The following is a 17835-nucleotide window of genomic DNA, read 5'->3' on the forward strand; positions in this document are numbered from 1 at the left end:
TCGGGGCCGCCTCTCGGTGGGTTCACAGCGGCAGGTCGGCGCGGACCTCGGTGGGGCCGCCGCTCGGGCTGACCACGGTCAGCTCACCGCCGGCCGCCCGTACCCGATCGGCGATCCCGGCGAGACCGTGACCCTTGGCGAGGTGTGCGCCGCCCTGCCCGTCGTCGCCCACCCGCACCTCGAGGTGGGCGCCGTGCCGGGCGACGGCCACCGTGGCCTCGGTGGCCCGGGCGTGCTTGGCGACGTTCGTCAGCGCCTCGGCCACCACGAAGTACGCGGTGTTCTCCACCGCCGGGTCGAGCCGCCCGGCCGGGGTGCCGAGCTGCGGATCCACCTGCAACTCGATCGGGATCAGCCCGCGGGCGGCGATGGCGGCCAGGGCGCTGGGCAGGCCCCTGTCGACCAGGATCGGTGGGGCGATGCCCCGGGACAGCGCCCGCAGCTCGGCCAGCGTGTCCCGGGTCTGGTTGACCGCCTCGTCGATGGTCCGGCCGGCCGCCTCCGGGTCGGAGTCGAGCTGCATCCGGGCCCGGCTGAGGTCCATCGCCAGCCGGACCAGTCGCTGCTGGGGGCCGTCGTGGATGTCGCGTTCCAACCGGCGCAGCGCGGACGCCTCGGCGGACACGGCGGCCCGCTTCTGCTCCTCCAGCACCGTGATCCGGTCCCGCATCTCGGCCACCCCGGTCAGCATGGCCTTGGCGAAGCTGGCCTGGAGCAGCGCGCAGCCCCGGACCACGATCGGCAGGGTGATCAGGAAGAACACCCCGAGCGCGGTGTGCAGGCCGATCCGGGCGGTGGTCGAGTCCCCCAGGCCGAGCAGTTGGGCCAGATCCTGGTCGCCCTCCCCGGACGGGTGGGGAATGGCCCAGTCGTAGGCCCAGTAGAGGGAGCCGGCGATCGCGGCGGCCCACCAGACCGTGGTCACCACGAAGGTGCCCACCCCTGCGACCAGCCGCAGGATGCCGTGCGCCAGGTCGAGCCACGACTGGGCGTCCCGGATCGGCACGAAGATCCGGCGCCAGGCGTTCGCGCCCGCCTCGGGCATCCGGTAGTTCGGCCGGATCCGGGGCTGCCGGAGCACCGCGGCCATCCGCAGCCGCTCGATGTCGGCCAGGCCACGGGCGGTGTACAGGGTGCCGCTGAGGATCGGGATGCCGATCACGGTGACGACCAGGCCGATGCTCACCGAGAGGCCGACGACGAGGACGACGAAGCTGGCCAGCCCCAGGGGCAGGCCGAGCAGCACGTAACCGGAGTCGACGAGGAGCTGGCGAGGGATGCTCGGTGCCAGCGGCGGCCGGGCGCTGGTGGCGGCAACGGTGGTCATGTCAGAAGGCTAGGCAGCGGAACACGCCGCCCCCATCCCGAAACCCCGCCTCTCCGTCGTAGTGCTGCCCCTACCACCGCCGGAAGGGCCCGGATCCGGGTCGGCGCGGGATTGGTCAGAGAAGTCGGGATTGAGCAATAATCGCCCGGGCGGCGCGCGGGCGGACCCGCCGGATCGATCTTGCGGAATGGAGGTGCTGGTGAAGTTGCGTGACGCAGCGGCAAGATCGCGATTTGTGCACGTCTTCACAAGCGCCTACGCTGTGACTCCGACGCGCCCTGCTAGCACAGCCGGCAACCTCGGTCGCCAGCGGGAGTCCATAAGCGGCCGACCAGCGGAGTTGGCCGAGGATCGCACCGCACGGAGTCTCATGAGTCAGCACCGTCACCCAGGCGCGCCCGGCCGCGCCGGTGCCGTACCAGCGCTCCCGGACCTGCCCGAGGCGACCGTCGCTCGGCTCCCGGAATACCTGCGCGCGCTGCACAACCTCGCCGATGGCGGGCACGAGACAGTCTCCAGCGAGGGTCTCTCCGCCGCCGCCGGGGTCAACTCCGCGAAGCTCCGCAAGGACCTCTCCCACCTCGGCTCGTACGGCACCAGGGGAGTCGGCTACGACGTCGCGCTCCTGATCGAGCAGATCGAGTATGTGCTCGGGCTCACCCAGCGACGGGCTGTCGCCCTGGTCGGCGTGGGTAATCTCGGTCACGCCCTGGCCGGCTACGACGGCTTCGCCAGCCGAGGCTTCCGGATCGCCGCACTGCTCGACGCCGATCCCTCCCGCGTCGGCGAGGAGATCAACGGCCTGGTCGTCCGGCATGTCGACGACCTGCCCACCGTCGCCGCGGAGGAATCCCTCGCGATCGGCGTGATCGCCACCCCGGCCGCCGCCGCCCAGCAGGTCGCCGACCAACTGGTCGCCGTGGGCGTGACGAGCATCCTCAACTTCGCGCCGTGCGTACTCTCGGTTCCGGAGGGGGTCGACGTGCGCAAGGTCGACCTCGCCATCGAGCTGCAGATTCTGTCCTTCCACGAGCACCGCAAGGCATCGCTGACCGCGCTGCCCGCCGCCGGCGGGTCCGCTTTCACCGCCCTGCCGGGCGGGTTCGCGGCCCCCGACACCCAGGAGGCGATCGGCACGTGAAACTGCTCGTCGTCGGCGCGTCCTACCGGACCGCCCCGGTCGCCACGCTGGAGCAGCTGGCCGTGCCCCCCGCCGACCTGACCCGCACCCTGGACCGCCTGATCGCCCAGCCGTACGTCTCCGAGGCGGTGATCGTCTCCACCTGCAACCGGGTGGAGGTGTACGCCGCCGTGTCCGGTTTCCACGGCGGGCTCGGCGACGTCTGCGCCGTCCTGGCCGACCAGGCCGGCAGCCCGCCGGCGGCGCTCGCCAGCCACCTGTACGTGCACTACGACACCGCCGCCGTGGACCACGTCTTCCGGGTCGCCACCGGCCTGGACTCGATGGTCGTCGGCGAGGCGCAGATCCTCGGGCAGTTGCGCGACGCGTACCACTGGGCCACCGGCGCCGACTCGGCCGGCCGGCTGCTGCACGAGCTGATGCAGCAGGCGCTGCGGGTCGGCAAGCGGGCCCACGCCGAGACCGGCATCGACCGGGCCGGCCAGAGCGTCGTCACCGCCGCGCTGGAGTTGGCCGCCGGATACCTCGACGGCGACCTCGTCGGCCGCCCGGCCCTGGTGGTCGGCGCCGGCGCGATGGGCTCGCTCGGAGTGGCCACGCTGTCCCGACTGGGCGCCGGGCCGCTCACCGTCAGCAACCGGGGCGCCGACCGGGCCGTCCGGCTCGCCGAGTCGTACGGGGCGAGTGCCGCGCCGATGACCGAGCTGGCCGACACCCTCTCCACAGTGGACATCGTAGTGGCCGCCACCGCGTCCACCGAACCGGTCCTCACCCGTACGTTGGTCAGCGCCGCGCTGGCCGAACGGGACCCGGCCCGGGGCCCGCTGGTCCTGCTCGACCTGGCCGTACCGCGCGACGTCGAGGAGGGCGTCGCCGAGCTGCCCGGCGTCGAGGTGATCGACATCGACCGGATGGCGGCACTGCTCGCCGACGGTCCGGCCGCCGCCGACGCCGCCGCCGTCGAACGGATCGTGCTGAGCGAGGTGGAGGGCTTCCTCACCTGGCTGCGCGGTGCCGACGTGGCACCCACGGTGGCCGCGCTGCGCGGTCGCGCCGACGACGTCGTCACCGCCGAGCTGCGCCGACTCGCCCAGCGTCGCCCCGACCTCGGGGACGACCTGCGAGCCGAGGTCGCCCGCACCGTGCACCGGGTCGTACAGCGGCTGCTGCACCAACCCACCGTCAAGGTCCGGCAGTTGGCTGCCGAGCCCGGCGGCGACCAGTACGCGGCCCTGCTGCGCGAACTGTTCGACCTGGAGGTCCCGCAGACCTCGCCGGTGGACACCGTTCCGGACGTGCTCACGCCCGACCCCGGCCTGCCGTTGCCCGGCACCGACCCGATGCCCCGGGTCGACACCGCCGAGCCGACCCCGCCCACCGGAGGTGCGCGATGACCGCCCCCCTGCGCCTCGGCACCCGGGGCAGCGCCCTGGCGATGGCCCAGTCGGGCCAGATCGCCGAAGCGTTGACCGCCGCCACCGGCCGTCCCGTCGAGCTGGTCGAGGTCGTCACGGCGGGCGACCGCTCCACCGCGCCGGTGCACCGGCTCGGCGTCGGGGTGTTCGTCTCCGCGCTGCGCGACGCCCTGGCCGCCAGGACGATCGACTTCGCTGTGCACTCCTACAAGGATCTGCCCACGGCTGCCGACGGCGGGCTGCACATCGCGGCGGTGCCGGCCCGGCAGGACCCGCGCGACGCGCTGGTCGCCCGCGGCGGTCGGACGCTCGCCGAGCTGCCGCCCGGGGCCACCGTCGGCACCGGCGCGCTGCGCCGGATCGCCCAGTTGCACGCCCTCGGCCTGCAACTGGAGGTCACCCCGATCCGCGGCAACGTGGACACCCGACTGGCGCGGGTGCTCGGCCCCGACGCCGACCTCGACGCTGTCGTCCTGGCCCGGGCCGGGCTGGCCCGACTCGGCCGGCTCGACGTGATCACCGAATCGCTGGACCCGATGCTCATGCTGCCCGCCCCCGCCCAGGGGGCGCTCGCTGTGGAGTGCCGGGCCGACGACCAGAACCTGGTCGAGCTGCTCGCGGTGCTCGACCACGCACCGTCGCGTGCCGCGGTCACCGCGGAACGCGCGTTTCTGGCAACCCTGGAGGCCGGGTGCAGCGCACCCGTCGCCGCCTATGCCGAGCTCGCCGAAGGCGAGACCGGCGATGAGATCTACCTGCGCGGGGCGGTGATCAGCCCGGACGGCACTCGTGACCTCCGGCTGTCCCGCACCGGAACGCCCGCCGACGCGGCGGAGATCGGTAAGGCACTCGCCGCCGAACTCCTCGACCTCGGCGCCGACTCGATCCTCGGCCACGAAGGACACACCGGCCCGGGGACCCAGCAATTTGGGAGCACAGAATGACCCGCACCCGTAAGCCCGTCGGCCGTATCGCGTTCGTCGGGGCTGGCCCCGGTGACCCGGGCCTGCTGACCCGCCGGGCGCACGACGCCCTGGTCGACGCCGACCAGGTGATCTACGACCGGGGTGTCCCGGAGTCGTTGCTCGCCGTCGTACGCGCCGAAGCCAGGGACGACGCCGAGTTCACCCCCGCCGAAGGCGCGCCGGGGGACGTGGCGAAGGTGCTGATCTCCGCGGCCCGTTCCGGGTTGAACGCGGTGCACCTGGTCGCTGGTGACCCGTTCGGCCACGACTCGGTGGTCAAGGAGGTGCAGGCGGTGGCCCGCACCGCCGCCCACTTCGAGGTGGTGCCCGGCGTCGGCCAGGCCGAGGGTGTGGCCACCTACGCCGGTGTTCCGCTGCCGGGTGTGCGTACGGCTGCCGACGTCGAGGACGTCAGCGCACTGGACTTCGAGGCGCTCGCCACGGCCGTCGGCCGGGGTTCGCTCGCGCTCGCCGTGGACGCCGGCGATCTCGCCGCCGTCCGGGACGGGCTGCTCGCCGCCGGGGTCGACGGCACCACCGGTGTCGGCGTGACCGGCGACGGCACCGGCGAGACCCAGTACACGACCACGTCGACAGTGGACAGCTTCGTGGCCGCCGCGCTCGGCTTCACCGGCCGGGTGGTGCTCACCGTCGGTGTCGGCGTGGGTCAGCGCGACAAGCTGAGCTGGTGGGAGAACCGCCCGCTGTACGGCTGGAAGGTGCTCGTCCCCCGCACCAAGGAGCAGGCCGGTGCGATGAGCGCCCGACTCCGCGCGTACGGGGCGATCCCGTGCGAGGTGCCGACCATCGCGGTCGAGCCGCCGCGTACTCCGGCGCAGATGGAGCGGGCCGTCAAGGGCCTGGTCGACGGCCGGTACGCCTGGGTGATCTTCACGTCGGTCAACGCGGTCCGGGCGGTCTGGGAGAAGTTCGCCGAGCACGGCCTGGACGCCCGGCACTTCGGTGGCGTCAAGATCGCCTGCATCGGTGAGGCCACGGCGGACGCGGTCCGCGCGTTCGGCATCCAGCCGGAACTGATCCCCGCCGGGGACCAGTCCTCCGAGGGGCTGCTGGCCGAGTTCTCCCCGCACGACGAGATCCTCGACCCGGTGGGCCGCGTGCTGCTGCCGCGCGCCGACATCGCCACCGAGACGCTCGCCGCCGGGCTCACCGAGCGCGGCTGGGAGGTCGACGACGTGACCGCGTACCGGACGGTGCGCGCCGCGCCGCCGCCCGCCGAGATCCGGGACGCGATCAAGTCGGGCGGGTTCGACGCGGTGCTCTTCACCTCGTCCTCCACCGTTCGGAACCTGGTCGGCATCGCCGGGAAGCCGCACGCCCGCACCGTTGTTGCCGTCATCGGGCCCAAGACGGCGGAGACCGCGACGGAGTTCGGCCTCCGGGTCGACGTCCAGCCGCCGCACGCCTCGGTGCCCGACCTGGTGGAGGCGCTCGCCGCCTACGCCGTCGAGTTGCGCGAGAAGCTGGCCGCCATGCCGGCCAAGCAGCGCCGCGGCTCGAAGGTGCAGGGTCCGACCGCCCTGCGCTTCCGGTAGTCGTTCGAGGAGGCCCTTCCATGTCGTACCCCGAGATCCGGCCCCGCCGGCTGCGCCGCACCCCGGCGATCCGTCGGTTGGTCTCCGAGACCCGGGTCGACCCGGCCGAGCTGATCGTGCCGATGTTCGTCAAGGAAGGGCTGAGCGAGCCCCGGGCGATCGGGTCGCTCCCGGGAGTGCTCCAGCACTCCCGGGACTCGCTGCGCAAGGCCGCGGTCGAGGCCGTCCAGGCCGGTGTCGGCGGGATCATGCTCTTCGGCGTGCCGGAGCAGCGGGACCCGACCGGCTCCGGCGGCATCGACCCGAACGGCATCCTCAACGTGGCGATCCGCGACGTGGTGGCCGAGGTGGGTGACGCCACCGTGGTGATGAGCGACCTGTGCCTGGACGAGTTCACCTCGCACGGGCACTGCGGGCTGCTCACCCCCGACGGCGAGGTCGACAACGACTCGACCCTCGCCGCGTACGCCGAGATGGCGGTGGCCCAGGCCGCCGCCGGGGTCGGCATGGTCGGGCCGTCCGGGATGATGGACGGCCAGGTCGGTGTGGTCCGCCGGGCGCTCGACGCCGCCGGGCACCAGGATGTGGCGGTGCTGGCGTACGCCGCCAAGTACGCTTCCGCGTTCTACGGCCCGTTCCGGGAGGCGGTGGAGTCGGCGCTGGAGGGCGACCGGCGCACCTACCAGCAGGACCCGGCCAACCTGCGGGAGTCGCTGCGCGAGGTCGCGCTCGACGTCGCCGAGGGTGCCGACCTGGTGATGGTCAAGCCGGCGCTGCCGTACCTCGACGTGGTGTCGGCGGTGCGGGCCGCCGTGGACGTCCCGGTCGCCGCCTACCAGGTCTCCGGTGAGTACGCGATGGTCGAGGCTGCCGCCGCGAACGGCTGGATCGACCGGGAGCGGGTGATGCTGGAGACGCTCACCTCGATCAAGCGGGCTGGCGCGCAGGTCATCCTGACCTACTGGGCGGTCGAGGCCGCCAACCTGCTCCGCGACCGCTACTGACCCGGGGCCTACTGACCGGGGCCTGCCGAGCCCTGGGCCTGCCTGCCCCTGCTGGTTACGCCGCCTCGCAGCGCGCAGGACCGCGCGGCCTCGCGCACGTCCTGTCGCGTCCTGACCGCGTCGTGGCCGGGGCTCGCAGGCGGCAGCGGCGGTAGGTCCTGCCGAACCGGGCTCGATCCACTCGGGTTCGCCGATCTGGCGGTATCCCCGCGCTCGGATACCGCGTTTTCGGCGAACCCGAGTGAATCAAGGCGCTATGGCGAAGCAGGCGTAGCCCGAACGGCCAACTGACGGCCGACTGGCCACACCGTCTCGCGGAGCGTAGGTCACGCTTGCTTGCGCACCGTAACCATCCGCCCAGCACCCAACACCCTCCTCCCACCCTTTGCTGTGCACCCATGACGGCGACACCTACCGTCCGTTACTGGTGCATATCGAACTGCAGAGCAAAGGGGGCGGTGAGGGTGTTGGGTGCCGGGTCTCCGGGGTTCGGAGTTTCCCTGGTCGAGCGAGGGGTGGGCGCGTTCAGAGGCGGGCGACCCGGCCGGGCGGCGTGAAATCCCATTACTCGGTGCGACGGCGGCGTATGCCGGCGCTCAAACTACGGACAGTCATCCGGCGGCCGTGGGAGTTATCCACAGGTCGGCGAGTTGTCCACAGCTGAGACGTCCGGGATTGCGGCCAGCCGCACCAGGCGGGACGGTGACGGCGTGAGTGATTCCCCCACCGAGCCGGTCCTGATCACCGAGCCGTCCGATGCGCCGTGGCCGGCCGCCGGCATCGTCCGTGCGGTCCGGCGCCGCGCCGACCTGAGCCAACGTGAGCTGGCCCGCTGGGCGGGCGTGCACCACGCCACCATCGGCAGGATCGAGGCCGGCCGCATGGTGCCGAGCATCGTCCTGCTCCGGCGCATCATCGGAGTCGTGGGCTGCCGGCTGGCCGTGGTGGACGAGTTCGGCCGGGTGCTGAAACCGATGCGCGACTGGCAGGACACGCTCAACGGCGCGGAGCGTCGCTACCCGTCGCACCTGGACACCATCCTCGACCCTGAGCCGGGCGAGTGGTGGGCGGACATCTACGGGCTGGCCCGCCCACCGGAGACGTTCTACCGCAATCGGGAGGTTCGGGACGCGATGCGGCGGCGCAGCCAGTGGGAGGTGCGAGTGGCGCAGAACCGGCACCTGCCCCCGCCGCCCTGGCCGCCCCGCGGAGTGCTCTGACCCGCGACACGTGAGCCCGGCACGCGAGAGGCCCGCCGACCCGGTACGGGTCGACGGGCCTCTCGCCGAACCGCGCGACGTCAGTCGTCGTCGGTGATCGTGCCGACCGCGAGCGGATCAGCCAGCCGGAGACCGGGTACGCCGGCCACCAGCAACGTCAGCTTCTCGTCCGACTCCCGCTTGCGGTCACCGCGCACCGACACCGGGAACACCACAGACGTCTGCCCGGCCGCCAACACCTTGCAACCGGCGTACGCGTCGAAGTCCGCGCCGACCTGCGCGGTGACGCCCACGGTGGCGGCGCAGAACAGCACCGGCTGAGACAGCGGCCGGGACACGGTGGCGGTGAAGGTGAGCTGCCGGGTGCCCTGATTGCCCTCGACCACCGACGTGTCGGCGACGGTCAGCGACGCCCGGGACCGGAACCGGGCCACCTGCGGGTCGTGGTCGCTGGAACCCCGCGACCCGTCGCCGGTGAACTCCGCCGGCCAGTCGGCGTTGACGTGTGCCGCCCGCACCTGCACCAGGTCGTCGTGAAGCGCGTCGTTGACGAAGAGGTGGTCGAGCGTCTGCGCCTGCCCCTCGAAGCTGTACGAGTAGGCCGACGACGGCACCTCCGCGACCAGGGTGTCCCACAGGTTGTGCAGGCCGGCCTCGTACAGCGGGGCGAGCTGGTCCGACGGCGTGGGCTGGTCGGCGGTGGCGCTGAGCTGCTGGTGCCCGAAGGGCAACGGATCGTCCGGTCGGGGGAAGACGTTGAGGTCCCCGCCGTAGACCACCCGGGCCGTCTGGTCGGCCGCCTCGATCGCGGTGACGATCGCCGCGCCGTAGCGGGCCTGCTCCCGCCGCTGCCCGACCCGACTGTCCGGGCCGGAGGAGTAGTGGTTGCTGAGCGCGTACAGGGTGAACCGCTCCGACGAGCCGGGCGAGGCGGCCACGCTGAACCTGCCCAGCTGGGGAGCACGGGTGAAGACGTTGTTCCCGTCCTTGCCGGTCGAGGTGTCCACGTCCGACGGCAGCACCGCGTTGAGGGCCTTCGGGTTCTGCACGTCGGCGTTGGTCGGCAACCCCGCCGAGCGGTACTGCACCGTTGGTGCCGAGCCCAGCAGCGGGTCGGTCGCCGTCGCGGCGGCCAGCGACAACCGGTCCGTGCGGTAGAGGAAGGCGGCGGTGATGCCGCGGGCGTCCGCGCCGGTCCGGTCATAGGCGGCGGCGTACGCCGGCCCGCCGGTGGCCGCGACGGTGAGCGCCAACTCCTGGATGCTGTCCGGCGCACCGTCCGCGTCGTTGGTGTCGCCGCAGCTCAGCGCAGTGCCGGCGACCGTGCAGATGTCCTGGTCCTCGGCTTCCTGCACCAGGATCAGGTCCGGGGCGTGCAGGTCCTTGACGATCTGGTCGGCGAGCGCTGCCAACTGCTGCCGGTAGTCCGCCTCGCTGCTCGGCACGTAGTCGAACGGCGGGCTGACCCCGGCGCAGCCGGTGTTGCCCGCGAAGTCGCAGCCGTCGAACGGGTCGTCGCGGTAGTCGTACAGGTTCTCCACGTTGTAGGTGGCGACCGCCACCTCCTGCGACCGGTCGGCCGGCTTCGGCGGGTTGTTCCTGGACGGGTCGGCGCCGGCGTCGAACTCGGCACTCTCGACCTGGACGCCGTACTTCTCGAACGAGTAGTAGACGCCGCCCACCGCGTCCGCGCGCAGCGTGTCGAAGGTGTGTGCCGGCGGGAGCAGTGCGGTGCTGTCCCCGGTGGTGGCCTTCACACCCATGCTGCCGAGCAACGTCCGCTGGCCGTTGCCGTCGTCGAAGCGGCGGGTCGGGTTGTTGTCCAGCGGGTGCGAATCGCGGAAGACCCGCCTGGCGTACGGGTCGGCGCGGTCCAGCAGCGGGTCGTCCCGGTCGACCACCCACAGTTCGGCGTCGGCGGTGGACGAGAACACGTCCCGTCCGCTGACCGCGCCGCTGCCCGCGCGTACCCGCATCCGGGCGCCCTCGTGCCGCTCCCAGAAACGCTGCGCGTCGGTCGACTCGACCGGCGGCACCGCGTCGGTGATCGCGACCGCGGTGTCCACGGCCAGGCCACCGGCGATGCGGCGGACCAGGGAGGCGCCGGAGAGCTGGGTGAAGTTGTAGTACTCCGACACCCGGGCCCGCAGCACGACCTCGTCGCCGACGGTCGGCACGTAGCCGCCGATCAGCGAGGTGAACGCGCCCATGAACACGAAGATGCCGTCGGAACTGGTCGGATCACCGTCGGTGTCGCCGGTACGGCTCTGCAGGAAGAAGCCGTGCTGGTCCGCCCCGGCCGAGGTACGCGCCAGGGTCAACTGGGTGATCACGCCGCGTACGTCGTACAGCGTGCTGCTCGTGCCGTTGCCGCTCGCCGGCGCGAGCGGCGACCTGTCGGTCGGACCGGCCTCGGCGTCGGTGGTCGGACCCTGCACCTCGCCGACGGTCAGCTCCCGGGTCACCTGCACGGCCAGCGCGCAGGTGGCGGTGCCACCGCCCGCGTCGGTGGCGGTCACTGTGACGGTGTACGCCCCGGCGGGGAGGTCGGCGCTCGCGCTGACGGTGGCGCGGGCGGTGCCGCCCAGACCCTCCGCCTGGGTGAACGCGGTGCGGGTGATCGAACCGGTGGACGGGGTCGGGCTGACCGCGGTCACCGCCAGCTCGACGATCGTGTCGTCGGGGTCGGTGGCGGTCACCTCGCGGGTCGCGGCCGTGCCGGCCGCGGTGACCAGTGCGCCGCCGCAGGTCAGCGTGGCCGGCGCGTCGACCGGGCCCCCGCCGTCGACGGTGTGCGTGCCGAGGCCGTCGAAGGTGTCCACCGGGAAGCCGGCCCACTGCGCGGCCGGGTCGAACGCGTCGGACGGGTCCGTGTCACCGACGGCGACGGTCGGCAGCCGGCGCAGGGTGTTGTCCGCGGTGCTGGTCGTGCCGGTGCCCCATTCGGTGCCCGGGTCGACGCCCACCTGCCCGATCGAGTCGAGCACGGTGGTGCCCCGGCGCAGCACTATCGCGTCGTCACCGTTGAACAGGCTCGCCCCGGTGGTCTGGTCTGCCTGGGCGAGGATGGGGGCCCCGGCCGAGGCGCTGGCGAACACGAACGCGTCGCCGGCTGCCACGGTGCCGGTCAACGCGACAGTGGTGGCAGTGGTGGAGCCGTTGAAGTAGAGCTGCAACTGGTAGCCGCCGGCCGTCAGGTCGACGGCGGCACCCGTGCCGTTGAACAGCTCGATCGCCTTGTTGTTCGACGAACCCTCGACGTACTCCGAGATGAACAGGTCGGTGGGCGCGGCGCTGGCCGCGGTGGGTGCGACGCCGAGCGCCGTGACGGTCACGGCGGCGGTGGCGGTCGCGAGCGCGGCGAATGAGCGGCGCGGGCGCATAGGGCCTCCACGATGGGTGGATGGGGGTCAACGCACGTTAAGGTGCGTGACTGTCCACCGTCCATCCCCTAATGGACAGTTCCGTGAATTCCCTCAGTGCGGCGGGTCGAGGCGGTGCACCAGCTCAGCGACGTCGACGCTGTATTCGCACCAGTCCCGGTCGGACCGGTAACCCAACTCGGCGTTGACCTTCAGCATCGCCTCGTTGGCCTGCGCGTTCCAGGTCTGCACCTCGATCAGTTCCGGCTCGGCGGAGCGCAACTCCAACAGCATCCGAGCCTTGATCGCCCGGTCGATGCCGTAGCCCCGGTGGTCCTGCGCGACGATCGTGTCGTACTGGTCGGCGCGGGTCGGGTGCTGCGCCGGGACGACCACCTCGGTCAGGCCGGCCACCTCGCCGCTCTGCTCGTGTCGGGCGAGCACGATGTACGGCTTCATGCCCCGCCGGTGCAGGGTGTCGAGGCTGTCGCGCAGCCGCTCCGGGTCGTAGGAGCTGGGGCGCAGCTCACCGTCGTCGACGTCGCGCACCTCGGCCTTCGCCCGCGCGTACGCCCCGAGCAGGTCGTCCGGCGGCCCTCCGGGGAAGAACTCCACCTGGTAGCCCGCGCTGATGCCGGTGGCCATCTCGGCCAGCTCCGCCCAGTCGACAGCGGTCAGGTCGAGCACGCTGCGGGTCTCCACGTACTCCCGGGTGAAGCCGAGCGACTCGTAGAAGGCCACCGCCGGCGTGTCGCCGACGACCTCCACCCCGATCGACTGGAAGCCCTCCTGGTAGACCCGGCGGGCGGCGCGCAACACCAGGTCACGGCCGAGGCCGGTGCGCCGCGCGGACGGGTGCACCAGCACCTCGATCACGCCGATGTCGCCGAGCAGCAGCACGTGCACCTGGCCGAGCACCGCCCCCGGCTCGCCGGGATCGCCCGACTCGGCCTGGGCGATCCAGGAGATCCGCCGCTCACCCGGCATCACCTCGGCGAGGTATTCCCGCAGGGAGGTCTCCCGCCACGGCGGGTCCTGCGGCAGATCGGCCGCCAGAACCGCGTTCAGCGTGGCCAGCAGCGACGCGATCTCGGCAGACGACGCGGTCCTGGGGTCCCACTCGCGCACCATCACCCGTCTAGCTTGCCGCTAACAGCTGCCCGGGGGAAGTGTCCAGTTCTCCAACGTATCGAGACGATCACTTCATCAGCGACTGGCCCGTCCGTACCGGTTCGCGGTGTCGTAGACGTCCTGGGCGTACTGCCGGACGTCGTTGTAGGAGAGGATCGCGTTCCACCAGTCGCCGGCGATGCTCAGGTTGCGCCCGCCCTTGCAGAGGTAGTTGCCCGCCGCCAGGGCGGCGTCGTCCAGGTCGTGCGGGTCCTTGATCCCGTCGTTGTCGGCGTCCGCGCCGATCTCTTTCCAGGTGCTCGGGATGAACTGCATCGGCCCGATCGCGCGGTCGAGGACCCGGTCGCCGTCGAGGTCCCCACGGTCGGTGTCGATGATCCGCATCCGGCCACCCTTTCCGTCCAGCGGGAGGCCGATGATCTTAGGCAGGGCTTTGCCGTCCTGGCCCAGCCGGGCACCGTTCGCCGAGCCGTGTCCCGATTCGACCTGGCCGATCGCGGCCAACGTGGTCCAGCTCAGCGCGCAGCTGCGGTTGGTCTGGGCGAGGACCAGTTCGGCGTAGCCGTACGCCTGCATGGCGACAGCCGGGATGCCCACCTTGGCGCCCACCTGCTGAGCCCAGCCGGCCAGTGCGTCGGACGGTCGACCGCCGATGACCGGCCCGACGGTCGGCTGCCCGGTCGGCAGTCCGCCGCCGGGTAGCCCGCCGCCGGGCACCGAACCGGTCGGGAACGGTCCGGTGGGGAGTGGGCCGGTAGGGAGCGGTTCGATGGGGAGGCCGGGCGGCACGGCGGGCGGCGCGCCCTGCGTCGCCGTCGCGGTGGCGTCGACCGCGACCGGGCGGGGTGCGCGGATCGTGGCCGGCACGAGCAGCGCACCCGCCGCGGCGGTGGCGGCCACCAGCACCAGCAGGAACACACCCGGCAGGGTGAGCCGACCGCTGGGGCGGCGGGCCCAGGCACGGGTCGCGTAGGCGGCCGTGGTTGCCGCGCGGCGCGGTTGCAGCCGTACCGCGTGCGCGAAGGGCACCCGGCGTCGCCGGGTCGGGTCGGTCGCCGGTACCACCGGCAGTTCGTCCACCGTGGTCTTCGCCGGGTCCTTGGCGGTGACCACCGGCGTGGGTTGCGCGGTGACGCCCTCAGTCTCTGCGGCGTCGGTGGGCTCGGCGTCGGTGGGCTTGGCTTCGGCGGCCTCGGCTTCGGCGGCCTCGGCGTCGGTCGGCGTGGCCGCTGGTGTGCTCGTCGCGCCCCCGGAACGTCCGCTCAGCCAGGGTCTGCGGGGGCGAGGCACCGCGGACACCGGATCAGGCGCCGCCCCCGAGCCCTCCAGTGGCCCGTCCAGAGGAGCGGCCGGTCGTAACCGTTGCACACGCGTGTCGTCCTCGCCGTCCACCACACGTCGAGTATCACCCATACCCCGCCGAACGTCAGATCCACGTACCCTGGGTGCATGCCCCGGTACGAGTTCCGCTGCCGCGCCTGCGGCGACACCTTCGAGGTCAACCGTTCGATGGCGGAGGCCGGTGACCCGGCGAACTGCCCGCACGGCCACACCGACACGGTCAAGCTGCTGTCCGCGATCGCGGTCACCGGCCGGGGTGGTGCCGCCGGTGGTGCCCCGGCGCCCACCGGCGGGGGTTGCTGCGGCGGCGCCTGCGGCTGCTGACCGGGTCGATTTTCTGCCGCATCGTGGGCGGGCCTTGCCGGGAGCAGGGCCGAGTGGCACTTTGAGGCGGCACCTGCCCGGCCGTTCTCACGATGTGTGACCGCTCGGACTCAGGCAGCATGAATCCGACGTCACGGGCGGAGGTTCCACGCATGTCGCCACGGATCCAGCTCCCGAGCGGTTGGGTGACCTTCGTGTTCACCGATATCGAGGGCTCGACCCGGTTGGCCCAGCTGCTCGGCCCGGACTACCGTCCGGTCCTCGCCGAGCACCGGCGGCTGCTGCGCCGGACGCTGGCCAGCACGGGTGGCGCGGAGCTGCTGACCGAGGGCGACTCGTTCTTCCTGGCCTTCGAGGACGCGACCGCGGCGATGACCGCGTGCCTGACCGCCCAGCGGGCACTGTCCAGCCACGACTGGCCCACCCCCGAAGCCGCGCCCCGGGTACGAATGGGCCTGCACACCGGCTACGCCGAGCCGCGTGACGGTGAGTACGCCAGCCCCGAGGTGCACCGGGCCGCCCGGGTGGCCGCCGCCGCGCACGGCGGGCAGGTGCTCTGCTCGGCGTCCACGGCACGTCGGGCCGAGCCGTTGCCGCCGGGTGCGGCCCTGCTCGACCTGGGCCTGCACCGGTTGCGCGGCTTCGACGACCGGGAACGACTGTTCCAGCTGGTCGCGCCGGGCCTGGAGCGGCAGTTCCCCCGCCCCCGTACGGCCGACACCGTGGCGCACAACCTGCCGACCCAGGTGACCTCGTTCGTCGGCCGGCAGACCGAGCGCATCGAGCTGGGCATCCTGGTGCGGCAGCACCGCCTGGTCACCGTGCTGGGCGCGGGCGGGGCGGGCAAGACCCGGCTCGCGGTGGAGTTGGCCAGCGGAGTTGTCGAGGCGTACCCCGATGGGGTCTGGTTCGTCGACATCGCCGTGGTGACCGACCCGGGGTTGGTGGCGTTCGCGATCGCCGCGGTGCTCGGCCTGCGACCCGAGCCGGGCCGCCCGATGCTGGACACCCTGGTCGAGTACGCGGCCAATCGCCGCATGCTGGTCGTGCTGGACACCTGCGACACCCAACCGGCCGCCTGCGCGGAGGTGATCGCACGGTTGCTGTCCGGCGGGGGTGGCGTGCGGGTGCTGGCCACCAGTCGTGAGTCGTTCAGCCTGCCGGGTGAGGTGGTGTGGCGGATCCCGCCGCTCGCGGTCGACCCGCAGACGGAGGGCGCGGAGAGCGACGCGGTGGCGCTGCTGCTGGACCGGACGGCGGCGGCGCGCGGCGGCCGGCAGCCGGACCCGGCCGAGTCGGCCGACCTGCGCCGGGTGGTGCAGCGGCTGGACGGGCTGCCGCTCGCCATCGAGTTGGCCGCCGCCCGACTGCGGGTGCTCTCCGTCGGCCAGCTCGCCGAACGGCTCGACGATGTGCTCGGCACATTGGACGCCGGGCGGGACGACCCGGAGCCGCCGCCGGTCGAGCGGGGTTGGTCCGGCAACCAGCAGGACACGGTGGACCTGGTCGCCGCGGCTACCGGGGTGTCACCGCCCACGCCGGCGAGTAGGGCCGTGCAACGTTCCGCCACCGAGCGGCATCTGACGATGCAGGCCACCGTCACCTGGTCGTACCGGACGCTGGGGCCGCGCGCCGCCCGTCTGCTGCGGTGGCTGGCGGTCTTCGCCGGGCCGGTGGACCTGGCGACTGTGGAGTGGTTGCTGGGTGACGACCCGTTGGACCCGCTCTCGGTGCTGGTGGACAAGTCGATGGTCCTGGCCGAGCCGCGGGCGTCCGGCAGCACCTACCGCATGCTCGACCCCATCCGGGCGTACGCGGCGCGACGGTTGGTCGAGGCGGGCGAGGAGCAGGCCGCCCGGAACCGGCACGTGGCGTGGTCGGCGCACGCGTTGGACCGGGCGCACCTGGGTCAGGACGGCCGACCGGTCACGCTGTCGTTGTACGCACTGGACCCGCTGGCCGGGGAGTTGCGTGCCGCGTTGCGGTGGTGTGCAACGGGGGGCAGCGCCCGCGCCGGTCTCGGGCTGGCCGGTGGCCTGGACCAGTGGTGGCTTGAGCGCGGCCTGGCCCGGGAGGGGCGGCTGTGGCTGTTCCGGTTGTACGGGCGGATCGCCGAGACGGGGGAACGGATCCCCGAGTCGGAGCTGGCGGCGGCCTACCACATGCACTCGTTGCACGCCGGCGCCGACGGCGAGTTCGCTGAGGAGTTGCGCTACTCGCAGCGGGCCGAGGCGGCCGCCCGGCAGGCCGGTGACGCGGGGTTGCTGGCGCGGGTGCTCGCCGGTCGGGCCGCGCCGCTGGTGGACATGGGGCAGTTCGTCGAGGCCGAGCGGGTGTGCCGGGAGGTCATCGACTGGGCGCACGGGCAGGACGTGGTCGGCGAGGCGTTGTTCGCGGTGTTCAGCCTGGCCGAGCTGCTGTGGCGGCGGGGTGCGCTGGAGGAGGCGGCCGAACTGCTGGCCGCGGTCCGCCCGGTGGAGGCGGCCCGGCCGGTGGAGCGGGGACGGCGATCGGTGGACATGCTGCTCGGCATGGTCGCGTTGGCCCGCGGTGATGTCGTCGCCGCACACGAGCATCTGCTGGTGGCGCTGCGTTCCCGGATGGGCCACGGCTACCACGGCCGCGCGTGCGACACGTTGAACGCGGTCGCGGTGCGCTGTGCGATCGGCGGGGAGCGGTTGACCGCCGCCCGTCTCTTCGGGGCGGCACAGGCCACCCGGGCGAGTATGCGGGCGACTCCGGGCATCTACGGCGGCTACTGGGCGGAGCAGCAGGCGGAGCTGCGTACGGTGCTGGGCGACACGGCCTTCGACGACGCGTACGGCGAGGGTGCCGAGTTGGGGTTGGACGAGGCGGCGGCGCTGGCGCTCGACGTGGAACACCCGGACCTGGCTGCGGATTCGACACGCTTCAGCACGGGCCTGTCCCAGCCGACCCCCCGCCTCCCCGCCGACTCCGATCCCGATGCCGATCCCGACTCCGATCCCGACCCCGACCGCCACCCGGCATCCCGAACCGAACGCGCCTGACCCCACCAACTCCCTGGTGA

At 72.8% G+C, this 17835-nt stretch carries 12 protein-coding genes; 8 read left to right on the forward strand and 4 right to left on the reverse strand.

Features of this window, described 5'->3' with window-relative positions; all coding sequences use genetic code 11:
• Positions 1-22 precede the first annotated feature (22 nt).
• The gene (locus GA0070612_RS08825; RefSeq protein ID WP_088987468.1) at positions 23-1327 is read right to left on the reverse strand and encodes a sensor histidine kinase; all 1305 of its coding nucleotides are present in this window, start codon (positions 1325-1327) and stop codon (positions 23-25) included.
• A 370-nt stretch (positions 1328-1697) separates the two neighbouring features.
• Here GA0070612_RS08825 and GA0070612_RS08830 point away from each other — a divergent pair, with 370 nt between their 5' ends.
• The 6 genes from GA0070612_RS08830 (at position 1698) to GA0070612_RS08855 (ending at position 8628) form a co-directional block, all read left to right on the forward strand.
• A complete protein-coding gene (locus GA0070612_RS08830) occupies positions 1698-2468 on the forward strand; it encodes a redox-sensing transcriptional repressor Rex (protein ID WP_088987469.1) in 771 nt (256 codons plus the stop codon).
• Positions 2465-3862 (forward strand): glutamyl-tRNA reductase, encoded by a 1398-nt coding sequence (locus GA0070612_RS08835; RefSeq protein WP_088987470.1) that lies wholly within the window; start codon positions 2465-2467, stop codon positions 3860-3862. Before GA0070612_RS08830 ends, GA0070612_RS08835 begins: the two co-directional genes overlap by 4 nt.
• Positions 3859-4827, forward strand: coding sequence for a hydroxymethylbilane synthase (gene hemC, locus GA0070612_RS08840; RefSeq protein WP_088987471.1), 969 nt, complete (start codon positions 3859-3861; stop codon positions 4825-4827). The genes GA0070612_RS08835 and hemC overlap by 4 nt, the downstream gene beginning before the upstream one ends.
• The gene (locus GA0070612_RS08845) at positions 4824-6404 is read left to right on the forward strand and encodes a bifunctional uroporphyrinogen-III C-methyltransferase/uroporphyrinogen-III synthase (protein WP_088987472.1); all 1581 of its coding nucleotides are present in this window, start codon (positions 4824-4826) and stop codon (positions 6402-6404) included. Before hemC ends, GA0070612_RS08845 begins: the two co-directional genes overlap by 4 nt.
• 20 nt (positions 6405-6424) lie before the next feature.
• A complete protein-coding gene (gene hemB / locus GA0070612_RS08850) occupies positions 6425-7408 on the forward strand; it encodes a porphobilinogen synthase (RefSeq protein ID WP_088987473.1) in 984 nt (327 codons plus the stop codon).
• A gap of 710 nt (positions 7409-8118) precedes the next feature.
• Positions 8119-8628, forward strand: a complete 510-nt coding sequence (locus GA0070612_RS08855; RefSeq protein WP_231924512.1) for a helix-turn-helix transcriptional regulator — start codon at positions 8119-8121, stop codon at positions 8626-8628.
• Between the two features lie 80 nt (positions 8629-8708).
• Here the strand turns inward: GA0070612_RS08855 and GA0070612_RS08860 are convergent, their stop codons facing one another.
• From GA0070612_RS08860 to GA0070612_RS08870, 3 genes are all read right to left on the reverse strand, one after another.
• Positions 8709-12011, reverse strand: a complete 3303-nt coding sequence (locus GA0070612_RS08860; RefSeq protein WP_088987475.1) for a lamin tail domain-containing protein — start codon at positions 12009-12011, stop codon at positions 8709-8711.
• Positions 12012-12104: 93 nt separating this feature from the next.
• Positions 12105-13121, reverse strand: coding sequence for a GNAT family N-acetyltransferase (locus tag GA0070612_RS08865; RefSeq protein ID WP_088987476.1), 1017 nt, complete (start codon positions 13119-13121; stop codon positions 12105-12107).
• 75 nt (positions 13122-13196) lie between these two features.
• Positions 13197-14516 (reverse strand): lytic transglycosylase domain-containing protein, encoded by a 1320-nt coding sequence (locus tag GA0070612_RS08870; protein WP_088987477.1) that lies wholly within the window; start codon positions 14514-14516, stop codon positions 13197-13199.
• 54 nt (positions 14517-14570) lie between these two features.
• On the opposite strand from GA0070612_RS08870, the gene GA0070612_RS08875 reads away from it, so the two are divergent.
• Together GA0070612_RS08875 and GA0070612_RS32445 are read left to right on the forward strand one after the other, a co-directional pair.
• On the forward strand, positions 14571-14786 hold the full coding sequence (locus GA0070612_RS08875) for an FmdB family zinc ribbon protein (RefSeq protein WP_088987478.1): 216 nt from the start codon (positions 14571-14573) through the stop codon (positions 14784-14786).
• Positions 14787-14938: 152 nt separating this feature from the next.
• Positions 14939-17815 (forward strand): ATP-binding protein, encoded by a 2877-nt coding sequence (locus GA0070612_RS32445; protein WP_231924513.1) that lies wholly within the window; start codon positions 14939-14941, stop codon positions 17813-17815.
• Positions 17816-17835 lie beyond the last annotated feature (20 nt).

The sequence above is a fragment of the Micromonospora chokoriensis genome, assembly GCF_900091505.1.
Taxonomy (GTDB): Bacteria; Actinomycetota; Actinomycetes; order Mycobacteriales; family Micromonosporaceae; genus Micromonospora; species Micromonospora chokoriensis.

Bases quoted from the DNA above. Each gene is read 5' to 3' on its own strand.
- GA0070612_RS08825 (WP_088987468.1), bottom strand. From the start codon at position 1,327: ATGACCACCGTTGCCGCCACCAGCGCCCGGCCGCCGCTGGCACCGAGC.
- GA0070612_RS08830 (WP_088987469.1), top strand. From the start codon at position 1,698: ATGAGTCAGCACCGTCACCCAGGCGCGCCCGGCCGCGCCGGTGCCGTA.
- hemC (WP_088987471.1), top strand. From the start codon at position 3,859: ATGACCGCCCCCCTGCGCCTCGGCACCCGGGGCAGCGCCCTGGCGATG.
- GA0070612_RS08845 (WP_088987472.1), top strand. From the start codon at position 4,824: ATGACCCGCACCCGTAAGCCCGTCGGCCGTATCGCGTTCGTCGGGGCT.
- hemB (WP_088987473.1), top strand. From the start codon at position 6,425: ATGTCGTACCCCGAGATCCGGCCCCGCCGGCTGCGCCGCACCCCGGCG.
- GA0070612_RS08860 (WP_088987475.1), bottom strand. From the start codon at position 12,011: ATGCGCCCGCGCCGCTCATTCGCCGCGCTCGCGACCGCCACCGCCGCC.
- GA0070612_RS08865 (WP_088987476.1), bottom strand. From the start codon at position 13,121: ATGGTGCGCGAGTGGGACCCCAGGACCGCGTCGTCTGCCGAGATCGCG.
- GA0070612_RS08875 (WP_088987478.1), top strand. From the start codon at position 14,571: ATGCCCCGGTACGAGTTCCGCTGCCGCGCCTGCGGCGACACCTTCGAG.
- GA0070612_RS32445 (WP_231924513.1), top strand. From the start codon at position 14,939: ATGTCGCCACGGATCCAGCTCCCGAGCGGTTGGGTGACCTTCGTGTTC.